The 15,994-nt window shown below is 69.2% G+C and carries 14 protein-coding genes; 8 read left to right on the forward strand and 6 right to left on the reverse strand.

From position 1 onward, the window contains the following. Positions 1–111 precede the first annotated feature (111 nt). Genes ACFFJC_RS08580 through ACFFJC_RS08590 form a run of 3 tightly spaced genes read right to left on the reverse strand, consistent with a single transcriptional unit; the run spans position 112 to position 1,800 of the window. Entirely contained in the window at positions 112–570 is a 459-nt protein-coding gene (locus ACFFJC_RS08580; RefSeq protein ID WP_379487074.1) for a GNAT family N-acetyltransferase, read from the reverse strand. Then, positions 567–1,190 carry a tRNA (adenosine(37)-N6)-threonylcarbamoyltransferase complex dimerization subunit type 1 TsaB gene (tsaB, locus tag ACFFJC_RS08585; protein ID WP_379487075.1) on the reverse strand — a complete coding sequence of 208 codons (624 nt, stop codon included), beginning with the start codon at positions 1,188–1,190 and terminating at the stop codon, positions 567–569. Before tsaB ends, ACFFJC_RS08580 begins: the two co-directional genes overlap by 4 nt. A gap of 34 nt (positions 1,191–1,224) precedes the next feature. Beyond that, positions 1,225–1,800, reverse strand: a complete 576-nt coding sequence (locus ACFFJC_RS08590; protein WP_379487076.1) for a NifU family protein — start codon at positions 1,798–1,800, stop codon at positions 1,225–1,227. Positions 1,801–1,935: 135 nt separating this feature from the next. Here ACFFJC_RS08590 and ACFFJC_RS08595 point away from each other — a divergent pair, with 135 nt between their 5' ends. The 5 genes from ACFFJC_RS08595 (at position 1,936) to ACFFJC_RS08615 (ending at position 9,969) form a co-directional block, all read left to right on the forward strand. Beyond that, positions 1,936–4,851, forward strand: coding sequence for a M16 family metallopeptidase (locus ACFFJC_RS08595; protein WP_379487077.1), 2,916 nt, complete (start codon positions 1,936–1,938; stop codon positions 4,849–4,851). 172 nt (positions 4,852–5,023) lie between these two features. Beyond that, positions 5,024–6,397, forward strand: coding sequence for a class II 3-deoxy-7-phosphoheptulonate synthase (locus ACFFJC_RS08600; RefSeq protein ID WP_379487078.1), 1,374 nt, complete (start codon positions 5,024–5,026; stop codon positions 6,395–6,397). Positions 6,398–6,779: 382 nt separating this feature from the next. Beyond that, positions 6,780–8,681 (forward strand): CocE/NonD family hydrolase, encoded by a 1,902-nt coding sequence (locus ACFFJC_RS08605; protein WP_379487079.1) that lies wholly within the window; start codon positions 6,780–6,782, stop codon positions 8,679–8,681. 46 nt (positions 8,682–8,727) lie between these two features. Further along, the gene (locus tag ACFFJC_RS08610) at positions 8,728–9,477 is read left to right on the forward strand and encodes an SDR family NAD(P)-dependent oxidoreductase (protein WP_379487080.1); all 750 of its coding nucleotides are present in this window, start codon (positions 8,728–8,730) and stop codon (positions 9,475–9,477) included. 36 nt (positions 9,478–9,513) lie between these two features. Then, positions 9,514–9,969 carry a nuclear transport factor 2 family protein gene (locus tag ACFFJC_RS08615; protein WP_379487081.1) on the forward strand — a complete coding sequence of 152 codons (456 nt, stop codon included), beginning with the start codon at positions 9,514–9,516 and terminating at the stop codon, positions 9,967–9,969. A 55-nt stretch (positions 9,970–10,024) separates the two neighbouring features. Here ACFFJC_RS08615 and ACFFJC_RS08620 read toward each other — a convergent pair whose 3' ends face one another. Beyond that, positions 10,025–10,819, reverse strand: coding sequence for an SDR family oxidoreductase (locus tag ACFFJC_RS08620; RefSeq protein WP_379487082.1), 795 nt, complete (start codon positions 10,817–10,819; stop codon positions 10,025–10,027). Between the two features lie 258 nt (positions 10,820–11,077). Here ACFFJC_RS08620 and ACFFJC_RS08625 point away from each other — a divergent pair, with 258 nt between their 5' ends. From ACFFJC_RS08625 to ACFFJC_RS08635, 3 genes are all read left to right on the forward strand, one after another. Beyond that, the gene (locus ACFFJC_RS08625; RefSeq protein WP_379487083.1) at positions 11,078–12,256 is read left to right on the forward strand and encodes an FAS1-like dehydratase domain-containing protein; all 1,179 of its coding nucleotides are present in this window, start codon (positions 11,078–11,080) and stop codon (positions 12,254–12,256) included. Between the two features lie 11 nt (positions 12,257–12,267). Beyond that, positions 12,268–12,774, forward strand: coding sequence for a nuclear transport factor 2 family protein (locus ACFFJC_RS08630; protein WP_379487084.1), 507 nt, complete (start codon positions 12,268–12,270; stop codon positions 12,772–12,774). 110 nt (positions 12,775–12,884) lie between these two features. After that, a complete protein-coding gene (locus tag ACFFJC_RS08635) occupies positions 12,885–14,135 on the forward strand; it encodes an MFS transporter (RefSeq protein ID WP_379487085.1) in 1,251 nt (416 codons plus the stop codon). A gap of 11 nt (positions 14,136–14,146) precedes the next feature. Here the strand turns inward: ACFFJC_RS08635 and ACFFJC_RS08640 are convergent, their stop codons facing one another. Then, positions 14,147–15,232: a nuclear transport factor 2 family protein gene (locus ACFFJC_RS08640; protein ID WP_379487086.1), complete on the reverse strand. Its 1,086-nt coding sequence runs from the start codon at positions 15,230–15,232 to the stop codon at positions 14,147–14,149. Next, a complete protein-coding gene (locus tag ACFFJC_RS08645; RefSeq protein ID WP_379487087.1) occupies positions 15,229–15,975 on the reverse strand; it encodes an SDR family oxidoreductase in 747 nt (248 codons plus the stop codon). Before ACFFJC_RS08645 ends, ACFFJC_RS08640 begins: the two co-directional genes overlap by 4 nt. Positions 15,976–15,994 lie beyond the last annotated feature (19 nt).

A 15,994-nucleotide genomic window follows, 5' to 3' on the forward strand; every position in this document is an offset into this window, starting at 1 on the left:
CTTGCTGGAATGCCCATTGAACCATTCCACACACAAGTGCAAGACGTTTCAAAGTCAGTTTCACTTATTTTTGTTTTCTATGTGCCGAAACTTCGTAATTCTTTATGAAGATTAAGAAACGTCGCAGGCAAAGGTGATGGCGTCCAGCCGGTTTCCCGCAGGCGTGCGGTAATATTCGCGCCTCTCGCCAATGGGATAGAACCCGAAGTTGCGATAAAGGCTTTCAGCGGGATTGCCTCTTCTCATTTCCAGAAGAAGACGACGGGCGCCCCGACTTGCGGCGTCCCGGCGGAGATGATCGAGCAGGGTTGCGCCCACGCCGCGGCAGCGCGCGCGTGGATCGACCGCAAGCAGCAGAAGTTCCTCCTCCTCGAACCCGGCGCGCGAAAGGAAGAAGCCGACCGCCTCGGCATCCTCCCCGCATTCGGCGCCCTGGGCGTCGAGGAGGCGATAGTGGCAATTGCCGAACTTGAGCGCATCTTCGACCTGCCGCCGGTTCCACGCCTCCCCGTAGAGGGGGTCGAACGCCGATGCCATCACGGCCATGATGCGGTCGATGTCGTCCATCATGCCCGCGCGGCCGGGAGCCGGGCATCGGGCGCGCGGCCATAGAGCGGGCGGGTGTCCGCCAGCAGCGCTTCGGCGGGCAGCTGGAGGAAGGCGCGCGCGTCGGGCCAGAGTGGCAGCGCCCGGCCATGGCCGCGAGCCGCGACCAGCGCCTCGGCCTGGTTGCCGGCGACGAGGTCTTCCCGGGTCTGCGCCGCCGCCGCGTCCGGGCGCAGCGAGGCCAGCGGCCGCAGCGTGGCGCCGTCCGCTGCGAAACCTTGCGCGAACCACTCGCCGTGCCCGCCCGTCATCGCCACGCCCAGATCCTGCGGCCCGGCCTCGCTGCGCGCCATCGCCGCGACCAGCGCCAGAGTGGGATAGCCCACGAGTTCGGCGCCCCAGGCGAGCGCCAGCGCGCGCGCGGCCGCGAGGCCGACGCGGACGCCGGTGAAGCTGCCGGGCCCCAGTGCCACCGCGATGCGATCGGCACGGCCGCGACCCGGAAGCGCCGCGATCATCGGCACCAGCGCCTCGGCGTGGCCGCGCCCGAGCATGCGGTATTCGCCGGCGACGAGCCTCTGCGATGCGAAGAGCGCCACCGAGCAGGCGTCGGTGGCGCTGTCGATGACCAGCGTGTCGGTCACGCGTCTCGTCCGCGCCGCTCGTCCACGGCCGGACTCAGGCCGCGCGCACTTCGCTGACTTCGGGGACGTAGTGCTTGAGCAGGCTTTCGATGCCGTGCTTGAGCGTGGCGGTGGACGAGGGGCACCCGGAGCAGGCGCCCTGCATCGAGAGATAGACCACGCCTTCGCGGAAGCCGCGGTAGATGATGTCGCCGCCATCGTTGGCGACCGCCGGTCGCACGCGGCTCTCGATCAGGTCCTTGATCTGCTCGACGATGTCGGCGTCCGCCGGATCGTCCCCATAGTCCTCGTCCTCGGCCGGCACGGCGATGCCGCTGGCGTCGCCGCCGATGAAGAGCGGGGCTTCCGAAACGAAGTGATCGAGCAGGATCGACACCACTTGCGGGCGAAGCGTGGCCCATTCGACGCCGGGCGCGGCAGTCACCGACACGAAGTCCGAGCCCAGGAACACGCCGGTCACGTCGCCGAGGTCGAACAGCGCTTCAGCCAGCGGCGATGCCACCGCGTCCTCGGGCGAGGTGAATTCGCGCGTACCCGCGGCCATGACCCGCCGGCCGGGCAGGAACTTGAGCGTCGCGGGATTGGGCGTGGCTTCGGTTTCGATATACATGGTCCTGGCGATTTAGGTGAAGACGCCGGGGGGTCAAGTGCAAGGGCATCATGTTGTCCCCCAAGTACTGCACATAGATCGCATGACAGCGGTATTCACTGGCCCTTAAGGAACCGCGCCCCTATACCAGCGGCGATGACATCCTCTCCGCGCGCCGCTCGCTCGCTCGCCTGCCTGCTCCTCCTTGCCCAGGCCCCCATTCCGCCGTTGCTGGCCCAGGAGGCCGCTCCTGCCGCGGACGCCGCAGTGGCGGGCGCGCAGGATCCCTGGCTCTACCGCGGCAGCGACATCCCGCGCGATCCGGAATGGCATTTCGGCGAGCTGAAGAACGGCCTCAAGTACGCGGTGCGCAAGAACGGCGTGCCTCCCGGCCAGGTATCGATCCGCATCCGCGTGGACGCCGGCTCGCTCTATGAGACTGACGCCGAGCGCGGCTATGCCCACCTGCTGGAGCACATGCTGTTCCGCCAGTCGAAGTACCTCGCCGAAGGCACTGCCATCGCCGCGTTCCAGCGGCTGGGCGCGACCTTCGGCAGCGATACCAATGCCGTCACCTCGACGACGCAGACGGTGTTCAAGCTCGACCTTCCCAACGCGACGCCCGCCTCGCTGGACGAGACGTTCAAGCTGCTCTCGGGCATGGTCGCGGCGCCGACGCTCTCGGCCTCCAACCTCAAGCAGGATCTGCCGATCGTGCTGGCCGAGATGCGCGAGCGCGGCGGCGCCTCCAAGCGCGTGCAGGACGCCATGCAGAAGGTGCTCTACGCCGGGCAGCCGCTCGCGAACCGCGAGCCGATCGGTACCGTGGAATCGCTCACCGCCGCCACCCCCGCCAGCGTCCGCGCGTTCTACTCGCGCTGGTACCGTCCCGACAACGTGGCGGTGATCGTCGCCGGCGACGTCGACCCGGCCATGCTGGAATCCTACGTCCAGAAGTGGTTCGCCGACTGGACGGCGAAGGGCAAGAAGGCGAACGCGCCCAGCTTCGGGGAGCCCCAGGCGCCCGCCGGCGCCGACCCGGCCAATCCCGTGGGCGAGACGCGCGTGCTGGTCGAGCCCGACCTGCCGCCTTCGCTGATGTACGCGGTGCTGCGTCCCTGGCGGCAGGTGACCGACAACATCGCCTACAACCAGGGGCTGATGACCGACGCGCTGGCGCAGGCGATCATCAACCGTCGCCTCGAGTCGAAGGCCCGTGCCGGTGGCAGCTTCCTCTCGGCCTCGGTCAATCAGGACGACGTCTCGCGCTCGGCCGACGCCACCTTCGTCTCGGTCACGCCGCTCGGGGAGGACTGGGAGGCGGCGCTGCGCGACGTGCGCGGGGTGATCGCCGATGCCCTGACCCGCGCGCCCACCCAGGCCGAGATCGACCGCGAAGTGGCGGAGATGGAAGTCGCGTTCCAGGTGCCGGTCGAGCAGCAGCGCATCCTCCCCGGCTCCAAGATCGCCGACGACCTCGTCAACGCGCTCGACATCCGCGAGACGGTGGCAGCGCCCAACGACGTGCTGCGCATCTTCCAGGAATCGAAGCCGCTGTTCACGCCGGACGCGGTGCTCCGCCACACGCGCCAGCTCTTCACCGGCACCGTGACCCGCGCGCTGTTCACCGTGCAGAAGCCGGACGTGGCGACCGACCGCGAACTGCAGCTCGCGCTGGCCGAGCCGGTCAAGGCCGACGCCAGCGTGCGCCGGGCGCTCGCCCCCGTCTCCTTCGACACGCTCCCGGCTATCGGCGCACCGCAGAAGGCGACCTCCGACGCGCCGACCGGGCTGCTGGAGATCGAGCAGCTGACGTTCGCCAACGGCGTCAAGGTCCTGCTCTGGCCGGTGGCCGAGGAGCCCGGCCGGGTGATGGTGAAGACGCGGTTCGGCGGCGGCTATCGCTCGATCGACCCGAAGGACGCGGCCTACATCACGCTGGGCCAGTATGCGCTGGTCGGCTCCGGTCTCGCCACGCTCGGGCAGGACGATCTCGACCGCATCTCGACGGGGCGCAAGATGGGCTTCAACTTCGAGGTGCAGGACGCCGCGTTCGAGCTCTCGGCCGAGACGCGCCCGCAGGACCTGGCCGACCAGCTCTACCTCTTCGCCGCCAAGCTCGACCTGCCGCGCTGGGACGTGAACCCGTTCCTGCGCGCCAAGGCGGCGGCCAAGATCCAGTACGCCACCTTCGCGACCTCGCCGCAGGGCGTGCTCAACCGCGACCTGCAGTACTACCAGCGCGGGCAGGATGCCCGCTTCGGCACGCCCACGCCCGAGCAGATCGAGGCGACCACGCCCGAGGGCTTCAAGCGGGTGTGGAGCAAGACGCTCACGCAGGGACCGGTCGAGGTGCAGATCTTCGGCGACTTCGACAAGACGGCAGCCATCGCGGCGCTGGAGAAGACCTTCGGTGCGCTCAAGGCGCGCGCGCCGGCGCCTTCCAGCGCGGCGCTCGCGAAGATCGAGGTGCCGCGCCCGTCCGACAAGCCGATCACGCTCGTCCACCACGGCGACCCCGACCAGGCCGCGGCGGTGATCTCGTGGCCGACCGGCGGCGGCACCATGGGCATCCGCGAATCGCGGCAGCTGGAGATCCTGACGCAGCTCTTCACCAACCGCTTGATGAACGCGGTGCGCGAGAAGCTGGGCGTGTCCTACGCGCCCTACGTCTACTCGACCTGGCCGGTGGACCTGTCGGCCGGCGGCTCGATCACGGCAATGGCGCAGCTCGATCCCAAGTCGGTGCCGGTGTTCTTCCAGACCGCCGACGAGATCGCGCAGGATCTCATCGCCAACCCGCCTTCGGCCGACGAGCTCGCGCTCGTCACCGAGCCGCTGCGCCAGCAGGTGACCCGTGCCGCCTCCAGCACTTCGTTCTTCATGAGCCAGCTGGAAGGCGCCACCAGCGATCCCTCGCGCATCGGCACGGTGCGGACGGTGCTGAGCGACTACACCGTGACCACCCCGCAGGCGATGCAGGCGCTGGCCGCGCGCTACCTCGGTCGCGACAACTCGTGGCGCCTGGAAGTCATGCCGGAGGGCAAGGAATCGCAGATCGCCGCGAAGTGATCCTCGCGCCGTTCCGGGCTGGGGTCCGGAACGGCGGCGATCCGCGCAACCGATCGCGCTGATCGCCAAACCCGGCTTTGCAAATATTGCTCGCAGCGGCTATGGGCCGCCCCTTGTCCGCATCGAAGCGGCAGGCCTTCGCATGGTGCGGCGGGCATCGGGAGTACGACACGTGGCGAGCAACTGGACACCGGAGAGCTGGAAGACGCATGAGGCGCGCCACCTGCCGGTCTATGGCGACGAGGCGAAGCTGGGCGAGGTCGAGGCCACCCTTGCGAAGTTTCCGCCGCTCGTCTTTGCGGGTGAGGCCCGGGCCCTGAAGGCCGAGCTGGCCGAAGTCGCGGCCGGCCGCGGTTTCCTGCTCCAGGGCGGCGACTGCGCCGAAAGCTTCGCGGAATTCAGCGCCGACAACATCCGTGACACCTTCCGCGTGCTGCTGCAGATGGCGGTGGTGCTCACCTTCGCCAGCAAGCAGCCGGTGGTGAAGCTGGGCCGCATGGCCGGGCAGTTCGCCAAGCCGCGCTCGGCGCCCACCGAGAGCGTCGGCGGCGTGGAGATGCCCAGCTACTTCGGCGACATCATCAACGGCATCGAAGGCACCGCCGAGGCGCGGCGCAACGATCCCGAGCGCATGCTGCGCGCCTACACGCAGTCCTCCGCGACGCTGAACCTGCTGCGCGCCTTCGCGCACGGCGGCTACGCCAACCTGCGCCAGGTCCACCAGTGGACGATGGACCATATCGGCCGCAGCCCCTGGGGCGAGAAGTTCGCGCAGATGGCCGACCGGATCGGCGAGGCGCTGGACTTCATGGCCGCCTGCGGCGTCGATCCCACCTCGGTCCCGCAGCTGCAGGGCACCGACTTCTACACCAGCCACGAAGCGCTGCTGCTGCCCTACGAGCAGGCGCTGACCCGCCGCGATTCGCTGACCGGTGACTGGTACGATTGCTCCGCGCACATGCTGTGGATCGGCGACCGCACCCGGTTCGACGGCTCGGCCCACGTCGAGTTCCTGCGCGGCGTCGGCAACCCGATCGGCATGAAGTGCGGGCCCAGCCTCGAGCCCGATGCGCTGCTGCGCATGCTCGACACGCTGAACCCCGCGCGCGAGGCGGGCCGCATGACCCTCATCAGCCGCTTCGGCCACGACAAGGTGGAAGCCGGCCTGCCCAAGCTCGTGCGCGCGGTGAAGCGCGAGGGCCATCCGGTGGTGTGGTCGTGCGACCCCATGCACGGCAACGTCATCAAGTCCGAGAGCGGCTTCAAGACACGTCCGTTCGACCGCATCCTGTCCGAAGTGCGCGGCTTCTTCGCGGTCCACCGCGCCGAAGGCACCCACGCGGGCGGCATCCACGTCGAGATGACCGGCCAGGACGTCACCGAATGCACCGGCGGCGCCATTGCCATCACCGACGAGGCGCTCGCCGACCGCTACCACACGCACTGCGACCCCCGCCTCAACGGCGCCCAGTCGATCGAGCTGGCGTTCGAGATGGCGGACCTGCTGAACCTCGAAGCGACGCAGGGGCAGAAGCAGGCGGCTTGATGCCGGCAGGTCCAGCCTCCTCCGCTGATGCTGAGCTTGTCGCAGCATGGGGGCCCTTGCGCCTCGCCTGCGGGGCCTTCGACAGGCTCAGGCTGAGCGGGGGTGGGCAATGCGCGGCCTGACAGCAGGTCGGAACAGACCGCACCCATTCCAACCAAACCGCTCATTCTGAGATTGTCGAAGCATGGGGGCCTTGCGCCTCGCCTGCGGCACCTTCGACCGGCTCAGGCTGAGCGGAGATAGGACGGGCCCTCTCTCGCCGAGAACCCCGCGGGGCCGGGGGAGAACCGCTTCCGGCCCCGATCGTCCCAACCCCGCTGTCTCGCTTCTGTCGCGGCGCACCGCTTGACGACAACGCCTCGTCGCTGCAGCAATGCGGTCCATGACAAAGCATTTCCGCTATGCCGCCGCGGTCGCGGCGCTCGCTCTGGCTGCCTCGCATCTCTCCGCGCAGGATCGCTCCGCTCTCACCGACACCATGCTCAACGAGCAGGTGAAGACCTACGACTGGGTGCGCCCCCAGGCCGACTACGTCCGGCGCGTGGTGATGGTGCCGATGCGCGATGGCAAGAAGCTCTACACCGTCATCGTCTACCGCAAGGGCGCGAAGGACGCCCCGATCCTGCTCAGCCGCACGCCCTACAATGCGGACAAGATGACCACCCGCAACCGCAGCCAGAAGATCGAGGAAATCCTGCCCGTCGCCGACGCCGAGTTCGTCAACGACGGCTACATCCGCGTCTACCAGGACGTGCGCGGGCTCGACGGGTCGGAAGGCGACTACGTCATGAACCGGCCCCTGCGCGGACCGCTCAACAAGACCAAGGTGGACCACGCCACCGACGCCTACGACACCATCGACTGGCTGGTGAAGAACGTGAAGGAGAGCAACGGCAAGGTCGGCATCACCGGCTCGTCGTATCTCGGCTTCACCTCGCTGATGGCGCTGGTCGACCCGCACCCGGCGCTCAAGGCCGCCGTGCCGCAGAGCCCGATGGTGGACGGCTGGATGGGCGACGACTGGTTCCACAACGGCGCCTTCCGCACCTTCGGCTTCGACTACGACCTGGGCCAGACCGTGAAGGAAGGCGGCGGCGACGTGCCGCGTGGCGCCGTGGGCGACGACTACACCGCCTATCTCGAAGGCGGCTCGGCAATGGACTACGCCCGGACTTATGGGCTGCTCGACCTGCCGGTGGTGCGCAAGGTGCTGGAGCATCCCTCCTACGACGCATGGTGGCAGGGCCAGGCGGTGGACAAGCTGCTCGGCGCCCGCAAGCTGACGGTGCCGACCATGCTGGTGGTCGGGCAGTGGGACCAGGAGGACAGCTACGGCGCCCCCGCGGTGTACCAGGCGCTCAAGGCGAACGGCACGCCCAGCGACATGGTCAGTCTGGTGATCGGCCCCTGGCGCCACTCCCAGGTGAACTACGACGCGCGCCAGCTCGGCCCGCTCAAGTGGGAGGGCGACACCGGGCTGCAGTTTCGCACGCGGTACATGAAGCCGTTCCTCGACTGCCATCTCAAGACCGATGCACCCGCCTGCGACACGCCGCCGGTGCTGACGTACGCCACCGGCGCGAACCGCTGGGAGGTGTCGCAGCAGTGGCCCGCCGGCGCCTACACCCCGCTCTATCTCGGTGCTAACGCGACGCTGTCGTGGACCAAGGGGACCGCAGGGACGGACAGCTACGTGTCCGACCCGGCCAAGCCGGTGCCGATGCTGCCGCGTCCGATCCACATGAAGGGCGAGGAGTGGAAGACCTGGCTTGTGCAGGACCAGCGCTTCGCCGACGGTCGCACCGACGTGCTGAGCTACCAGACGGGCGTGCTCGACAAGGCGGTCCACATCAAGGGCGCGCCCAAGGTGGATCTGCGCGCCGCCACCACGGGACGCGACAGCGACTTCGTGGTCAAGCTGATCGATGTGTACCCGCAGGAGAACACGGCCGACCCGGCGATGGCCGGCTACCAGCTGGGCGTCGGCATCGAGATCTTCCGCGGCCGCTACGTCCACGGCTTCTCCACGCCGCAGCCGCTGGAGCCGGGCAAGGTCTACGACTTCAAGTGGGCGCTGCCCAACGTCGACCACGTGTTCCTGCCGGGGCACAAGATCATGGTGCAGGTGCAGTCCAGCCTGTTCCCGCTCTACGACCGCAATCCGCAGAGCTGGGTGCCATCCATCATGGAGGCGAAGCCTTCCGACTATGTGAAGGCGACCGAGACGATACACTGGGGCGGCGACTCGGCCAGCGCCGTCTGGCTGCCGGTCGCCCAGAACTGACGCGGGCGATCCCTCTCCCGTGATCCGTCGGACACGGGAGAGGAACATGGCCGGAGCATTCGACCTGGCGGGCCGCCTGGCGCTCGTCACCGGCGGCGCCAGCGGGATCGGCGCCGGCATCTGCGAAGTGCTGACCGAAGCCGGGGCGCGAGTGGTCATCGCTGATCGCGACGAAGCCGGCGCGCAGGCCCGCATCGCGCAGGGCGCGGCCATCGGCCACGTGCCCGTCGACCTGACCGACGAAGCTGCGATCGTCGCCGCCTGCGCCCGCGTGGTGGAGCGCCATGGGTCGCCCTGGCTGCTCGTCAACAACGCCGGGCTGCAGCACCGCGAGATGCTCCTGGACGGCACCCTCGCCCACTGGGAGCGCATCCACGCCGTCAACGCCCGCGCGCCGTTCCTGATGATCCGCGAAGTGGCGCGCGCCATGATCGCCGCCGGGGCCGGGGGGCGCATCGTCAACTGCGCCTCTTCGGGGCTGGTGGGACAGTTCGTCCAGGGCCTTGCCGCCTACACCGCCAGCAAGGGCGCCATCGCCGCGCTTACGACCTCCGCGGCGTTCGAGCTGGCGGAGCATGGCATCACCGTCAACACCGTGCTTCCCGGCGGCGTCGGGACCCCGGGCGCGATCGGCGCGGAAGGGCCGCCGCCGATCGGGCCGGGCAACCGCAAGCCGCCGCTTGGCACCTGTACGCCGCGCGACATCGCCTCGGCCGTCCTCTACTTCGCCACCCCGATGGCAGCGCGCGTCACCAACCAGGTGCTCGCGGTGGACGGCGGCTTCACGATCACCTGAGCTCCCGGGCGGAGCCGCAAAAGGAGGGAGAAGGGCATGACCATCGCGTTCCCGGACTGGCTCGCCATCTGCGAGACCAAGGCGCGCTACTGCCGGCTGATGGACACCAAGGACTGGCAGGGCTGGGCCGATTGCTTCGTCGAGGACCTGGTGCTGGACACCTCGCCCGCCGGCGGTCTGCGCGTCGAAGGGCGCGATGCGGCGGTGGCCTACGTCCGCGGCGCGATCGAGCAGGCCCGGACGGCGCACCAGGTCCACAACCCGGAGATCGCGCTCGAGCCGGATGGCGCCAGTGCCCGCGTGGTCTGGGCGATGAACGACCGCGTCGAGATGGCGCAGGACCGGCAGGCGGCGGTCGGGGAGGTCGGCCACACCGGCTACGGCCACTATCACGAGCGCTACGTGCGCTGCCCCGATGGCGCCTGGCGCATCGCCGAGACGCGCCTGAGCTATCTCCAGTACGACAGCCGCCCGCTGCCTTCGCCCGGCTGAGCGCAAGAAAAAAGGGCCGCGCAATGCGGCCCTTCTCTCCGGTTTTCGCGCCGGCCTACTTGGGCGGCATGCGGATGGCACCGTCGAGGCGGATGCACTGTCCGTTGAAGTAGGTGTTGCGCACCAGTTCCATCACCAGCGAGCCGAACTCTTCCGGATTGCCGAGGCGGCGGGGGAAGGGCACGGCCTTGCCCAGCCCCTCGAACACCTCGGGCGCATGCTCCTTCACCCGCAGCATCGGCGGGGTGGCGAAGGTGCCGGGCATGATCGCGTTGACGCGCACGCCCAGGTCCATGAGGTCGCGGGCCATCGGCAGGACCATCGCGTTCACCGCGCCCTTGCCGCCGCCATAGGCGACCTGGCCGATCTGGCCGTCCTGTGCCGCGGCGGAGGAGGTCAGGATGATCGTGCCGCGCTCGCCGTCGTCGTTGAGCGGGTCGGCATTGGCCATGCCCAGCGCCGCGATCGAGGCGACGCGGTACGAGGCGGTGAAGATGCCCTCGGCCGACTTGGCGATCTGCTCGGTCGGCGTGCGCTTGTAGGCGCCGGTCTTCTTGTCGAACGAGACCGTCTTGCCGCCGCCCGCCACCACTGCGCAGTGGACCACGATGCGCTCCTGCCCATGGGCCGCGCGCGCCTTGGCGAAGCCGGCCTCGACGCTGTCCTCGCTGGTGATGTCGACGTTGCAGAAGACGCCGCCGATCTCCGCCGCGAAGGCTTCGCCGGCTTCCTCGCTGATGTCGAAGATGGCCACCTTGACGCCGGCGTCGGCGAGGGCCCGGGCGCTGGCGCGGCCGAGGCCCGAGGCGCCCCCGGTGACCACGGCGGCAAGGGTGTTGTCGATCTTCATTGGCTTGTGTCTCCCCCGGTCAGGCTCGAATCGTCTCGTCGGCTTCGCTAGCGCAGTCGCCGGACCGATGTCGAAACGCGGATGCTAACCTGCTGCAAGTATCGCTCCGGCGGGCCCGCGGACGCGGCGCGGCAGGGCCACTGGTCCGCATCGGCAATCGCGCTTGCACGCGCTGCCGATGGCCTTGCGCCTCCGGGCGAGCGCGCCTTGGATGAAGCGGCGAGACAGCAGCCGATACGAACGGGCGGGAAGAGAGCGATGGCGGAAGGCGACGTGACCCTGGACACCAGCGATGTCGACAAGTGGATCGGCAAGCCGGTCATCTTCGCCGAGTTCTGGGACCCCTGCAACGCGACCGACATCCGCCGCTGGGTCCAGGCAATGGACTACGCCAACCCGCTCCACTGGGACGAGCAGTTCGCCCGCGCCAGCAAGTTCGGCGGCATCGTCGCGCCGCAGAGCTTCACCGTGGCGATGGACTATGGCCACGGCTGCCATCCCTCGTGCGTGGGCAAGATCCCGGGCTCGCACCTGATCTTCGCGGGGGAGGAATGGTGGTTCTACGGCACCCCCGTCCGCCCGGGCGACAAGCTGACGCAGGAGCGCAGCTTCGCGGGCTACAAGATCGCGGAGACCGGATTCGCCGGGCCGACGATGTTCGCCGATGGCGACACGGTCCACCGCAACCAGCACGGTGCGCTGGTGGCCAAGGAGCGGGCGACCTCGATCCGCTACCTCGTCGAGGAGGCGGCCAAGCGCAAGGTCTATGACAAGGGCAACGTGCCGCCCAAGCTCTGGTCCCGCTCCGAACTGGAGGAGGTGGCGCGGGTGCGGCTGGAGTGGATCAAGTCGAGCCGCTCGGGCGTGTCGCCGCGCTGGGACGCGGTCAGCGTCGGCGATGCGCTGCCGCGCCGCGTGATCGGTCCGCACAGCCGCGTGACCTTCGCGCTCGAGTGCCGCGCGCACAAGCAGAACATCTGGGGCACCTGGCGCTGGAACGTGCCGGAGGGCGTCTACGACCCCGCGACCGAGGATGCCGGCTTCGCCGACGACATGACCTACGACTTCGAGGCCCGCAAGATCGACCCGCGCCACGGCGACGGGCTGTTTCACGGCCCCAGCTCCGGCCACATCAACGCCGAGAAGGGCGAGAAGGTGGGCATGGGCGGGGTCTATGGCTACGGCTCGTCGATGAACGCCTGGCATCTCGACACGGTGGCCTACTGGGCCGGGCACGACGGCTACGTCTGGCACTCCAAGACCCAGTTCCGCAGCCCCGCCTTCGAGGGCGACGTGACCTACGTGGACGCCACCGTGGTCGACAAGCGCGAGACCAGCGAGTTCGGCATGCCGGTGGTCACGGTGGAGACGCGCATGACCACGCAGGAAGGCCCGACGATCCTCAAGGGCACCGCCACCGTCTCGCTGCCGCGCTGAAGGGAAACGCCGTGGCCGACCGCGAGGACATCGTCGACCTGCTGAACCTCTACGGCTTCGCGATGGACACCCGCCGCTGGGACCTGTTCGACCGGATCTTCACCCCCGAGGTCGCGGCGGACTACGGACCCACCTCCAGCTGGACCGGGCGGGAGCGCTTCAAGGCCGATTTCGGCGCGTTCCACGAACTGTTCGACGCCACCCAGCACGTCATGACCAATCACCTCGTCCGGGTGGAGGGGGGCCGCGCCGCCTCGCACACCTACGGCAGCTGGCGCCTGGTCCGGCACGCGGCGGGTGACCCGCCGGTGTGGGACGGCACCGGCTACTACGACGATGCCTGGGAGCGCACCGCGCAAGGCTGGCGGATCGCGCGGCGCACCTGCCGCGTGGTGTTCTGGACGGGCAACCCGCGCGTGCAGACGCCGATGGAGGACATGGTGTTCCAGCTGGACCTCGTCTCGCTCCAAGAGGAGGAGCGGGCCGGGCGGATCGGCTTCGCCGCGACCCTGGGCTGACCGGCCCCCGATCCACACGGGTGCTTGTCGACGCGACCGCACGATATCGCCCGGCCGGTTCGACAACGCACGGACCTTGAGGGACAACCGCCGGGCACTGGGAGAGCACAATGGCGTCAAGCTACATCGGCGAACTGCGCCGCAACCTGCGGCCGCTCGTCGCCGCCAGCCTGGGTTCGGGCACCAGCCTGCCGCTCTTCGCCTATACCAACAGCGCGTTCGCGCCGCACCTGGTGCGCGCGTTCGGCTGGTCGCGCGCGCAGTTCGCGCTCGTCGGCCTGACGATGCTGACGACGATCTTCGTCCTGCCCTTCATCGGCCGCTTCACCGACCGGCTCGGCGTGCGCAAGGTCGCGCTGGCCGGCACGCTGCTGATCCCGCTCTGCTTCATCGGCTACGCCACGCAGAACGGCAGCTTCGCGTGGTTCCTGGCGGCATCGACGGCGACGCTGGCGGTGGGCAGCCTGACCAGCACGCTCGTCTATACCCGCCTCATCGCCGAGAACTTCGAGAAGGCGACGGGCCTGGCGCTGACCATCGTCAACTGCGTGCCGGCGCTGCTGGCGATGGCGCTGGTGCCAATGACCAACTGGTGGATCGAGGCGATCGGCTGGCGCAGCGCCTATGTGGCGCTGGGCGCGCTCGCGCTGGGGGCCGGGCTGGTGGCGATCTGGCTGATCCCGCGCGGCACCGGCGCCGGCGAGGAGGCGGCGCCTGGCGCCAACCTGCCGGACCTGCCCGCCACCGCGGAACTCCACCGCCCCGCCCGGCAGGACTATCGCACGATCCTGTCCAGCCGCGTGTTCTGGACGATCTTCGTCGCCATGTTCCTGTGCCTGCTGCAGACCCCGCTGCATGCCTCGCAGATGAACCTGATGCTGGTGGACAACCGCATCTCGGCGCAGACCGCGGCGAACATCGTCACCGTCTACGCCGCCGGCACCGTGGTGGGCCGCATCGCCTGCGGGCTGGCGCTCGACCGCTTCGCCACGCCGCTGGTCACCAGCCTGTCGATGGTGCTGCCCGCCTTCGGCTTCTTCGTGCTGGGGACCGACCTCGACACGGTGGCGGTGATCGGCACCGCCATGTTCCTGGTGGGTCTTGCCGTGGGCGCGGAAAGCGACCTGATCTCCTACCTCGTCGCGCGCTACTTCTCCTTGCGGATCTACAACACCACGCTCGGGCTGGTCTACACGGTCAGCTTCCTCGCCTCGGCGATCGGAGCGCTGGCGATCAGCCGGACGCTCGCGCTCACCGACAGTTTCTCGCCCTATCTCTACGGCGTCTCCGCCTGCATCGCGGTGGGGGCGCTGCTGTTCCTCCTGCTGCCCTGGTCGCCGGAGCGGCCCAAGGTCGGCTGAACGCCCCCGCGTCAGGAGAGCAAGCCGTAGACCGGGTCGCCCTTGCCGCGTGATCCGTGCAGGTCGAGCGCCCCGTAGAGGCCGCCGTGCATGTCGCGGGTGCTGGGTTCGCTGCGGCTCCAGTCGAGCACGAAGGTCCGCTCGGCGATGCCCCAGCGCCCGTCGCGGCGCGCGAAGCGATCGACGTAGCGTCCGCCGGTGAGCGTGTCGGTCGCCGCGCCGTCCTCGCTGCGGCTGGTGGAGACGGCGATGACGTAGGTTTCGCCGATGGCCCCGTCGCCCTCGACTTCGATCCACTGGTTGGCGATCGAATGGAAGGTCTGGGCGAAGGTCTCCTCCACCAGTGCGCAGATGGCTTCGGCGAAATCCTGGCCACGGCCGTTGAAGGCGCCGCTGACGATCGTGCTGTCCTCGTGGAACACGCCCGCGAGCAGGCCGGCGTCGGCGCGGTCGACACCGCGGCAATAGGCCATGGTGAGATCGGCGATCTGCTGGCGCGAGATCACCGCGTCGACGGCGGCGGCGTCGTGAGTCATGGCTGTCTGGCCTCCTGGACCTTCGTTCGAGTGAGCGTGGTGCGCCTTCGCGAGCGCAAGCAGGGCAAGGCCGGCGTCGGCCGGGCCGTGCCCGCCGGTCGGAACGTGGCCGGCGAGCGGCCCCAGCGCAGGGGCGGCGAAGGCCCCCGGCCAGTTGAGATTGGTGTCGAGCACGTACGACCGATGCGTCAGCCGCCAGGCGCCGCCGCGCCGCTCGTGCCGGTCGAGATAGCGGCCGCAGATCAGCCGCTGGAACGCCGCGCCGGTCTCGTCCGCGCCCGAGGCATAGGCCATGACGTAGCTTTCGGACGTGGCACGATCCCCGTCCAGAGCGATGCTCATCTGCGCCGTGCGGTGCAGCGTCACCGGCTGGGCCTTCTGCGCGCCGGCGAGGATGGCGGCGATCTGCGCCGCGGGGCCGGCGTAGAAGCGGTAATCGACCGTGGCGTCGTCGTGATAGCAGCTTGCGAGCAGGCCCTCGTCGGCCCGGTCGACGCCGCGGCTGTGCTGGGCCAGCACGTTGGAGATCGCCTGGATCGAGGCGAGATCGGCGATGGTCATCCCACCGTCTCCCCGTTGTCGATGACGATGTGCGTGCCGGTGATCTGCCGTGATTCCTCGGAGGCGAGGAACAGGACGAGGTTCGCGACGTCCTCCGGCCGGCCCTGGCCATGGGCGTTGACCTGGTCGAGCCCGGCGTGGTCCTGCGGCAGCTGGTCGAGCGCCTGGCGGGTCATCGGCGTATCGTGCGCGCCCGGAGCGATCGCGTTCACGCGGATGCCGTAGCCCTGTTCCTGGCAATGCACCGCCACGCTGCGGGTAAGGGCGATGATCCCCGCCTTGGCCGCGCTGTAGGCGGGGATCGCGCTGATGCCCTTGAGCGCGGCCACCGAGGCCACGTTGACGATCGAGCCTCCGCCGCCCTTGGTCATGAAGGGCAGGGCGCTCTTGCAGCCCAGGAAGCAGCCTTCCACCATGACCTGGAGCTGCAGGCGGAACACCTCGAGCTCGCACCTCTCGACATCGCCGAAGCGCACCAGGCCCGCGTTGTTGACCAGCACGTCGAGCCGGCCGAAGCGCTCCATGGTGCGGGCCACGACGTCGCGCCACTGGGCTTCGTCGCGCACGTCGTGCTCCAGGAACAGAGCATCGGGGATGGAGGCCGCCACCGCGCGGCCGAGGTCGGCCTGGAGGTCGGTGACGACGACTTTGGCGCCTTCGGCTGCGAGCAGCCTGGCGTCGGCGGCACCCAGGCCCGAGGCCCCGCCGGTGATGAGGGCGACCTTGCCGGATACGCGGTTCATGTTCTCTCCTGTCGTGCCT

The organism is Novosphingobium soli, from assembly GCF_042432915.1.
In the GTDB taxonomy this organism is placed as follows: Bacteria; Pseudomonadota; Alphaproteobacteria; order Sphingomonadales; family Sphingomonadaceae; genus Novosphingobium; species Novosphingobium soli.

Excerpts from the sequence above, each read along its gene's own strand:
- ACFFJC_RS08590 (WP_379487076.1), bottom strand. The coding sequence starts at position 1,800 with ATGTATATCGAAACCGAAGCCACGCCCAATCCCGCGACGCTCAAGTTC.
- ACFFJC_RS08605 (WP_379487079.1), top strand. The coding sequence starts at position 6,780 with ATGACAAAGCATTTCCGCTATGCCGCCGCGGTCGCGGCGCTCGCTCTG.
- ACFFJC_RS08635 (WP_379487085.1), top strand. The coding sequence starts at position 12,885 with ATGGCGTCAAGCTACATCGGCGAACTGCGCCGCAACCTGCGGCCGCTC.
- ACFFJC_RS08620 (WP_379487082.1), bottom strand. The coding sequence starts at position 10,819 with ATGAAGATCGACAACACCCTTGCCGCCGTGGTCACCGGGGGCGCCTCG.
- ACFFJC_RS08640 (WP_379487086.1), bottom strand. The coding sequence starts at position 15,232 with ATGACCATCGCCGATCTCGCCTCGATCCAGGCGATCTCCAACGTGCTG.
- ACFFJC_RS08615 (WP_379487081.1), top strand. The coding sequence starts at position 9,514 with ATGACCATCGCGTTCCCGGACTGGCTCGCCATCTGCGAGACCAAGGCG.
- ACFFJC_RS08610 (WP_379487080.1), top strand. The coding sequence starts at position 8,728 with ATGGCCGGAGCATTCGACCTGGCGGGCCGCCTGGCGCTCGTCACCGGC.
- ACFFJC_RS08595 (WP_379487077.1), top strand. The coding sequence starts at position 1,936 with ATGACATCCTCTCCGCGCGCCGCTCGCTCGCTCGCCTGCCTGCTCCTC.
- ACFFJC_RS08625 (WP_379487083.1), top strand. The coding sequence starts at position 11,078 with ATGGCGGAAGGCGACGTGACCCTGGACACCAGCGATGTCGACAAGTGG.
- ACFFJC_RS08645 (WP_379487087.1), bottom strand. The coding sequence starts at position 15,975 with ATGAACCGCGTATCCGGCAAGGTCGCCCTCATCACCGGCGGGGCCTCG.
- ACFFJC_RS08580 (WP_379487074.1), bottom strand. The coding sequence starts at position 570 with ATGATGGACGACATCGACCGCATCATGGCCGTGATGGCATCGGCGTTC.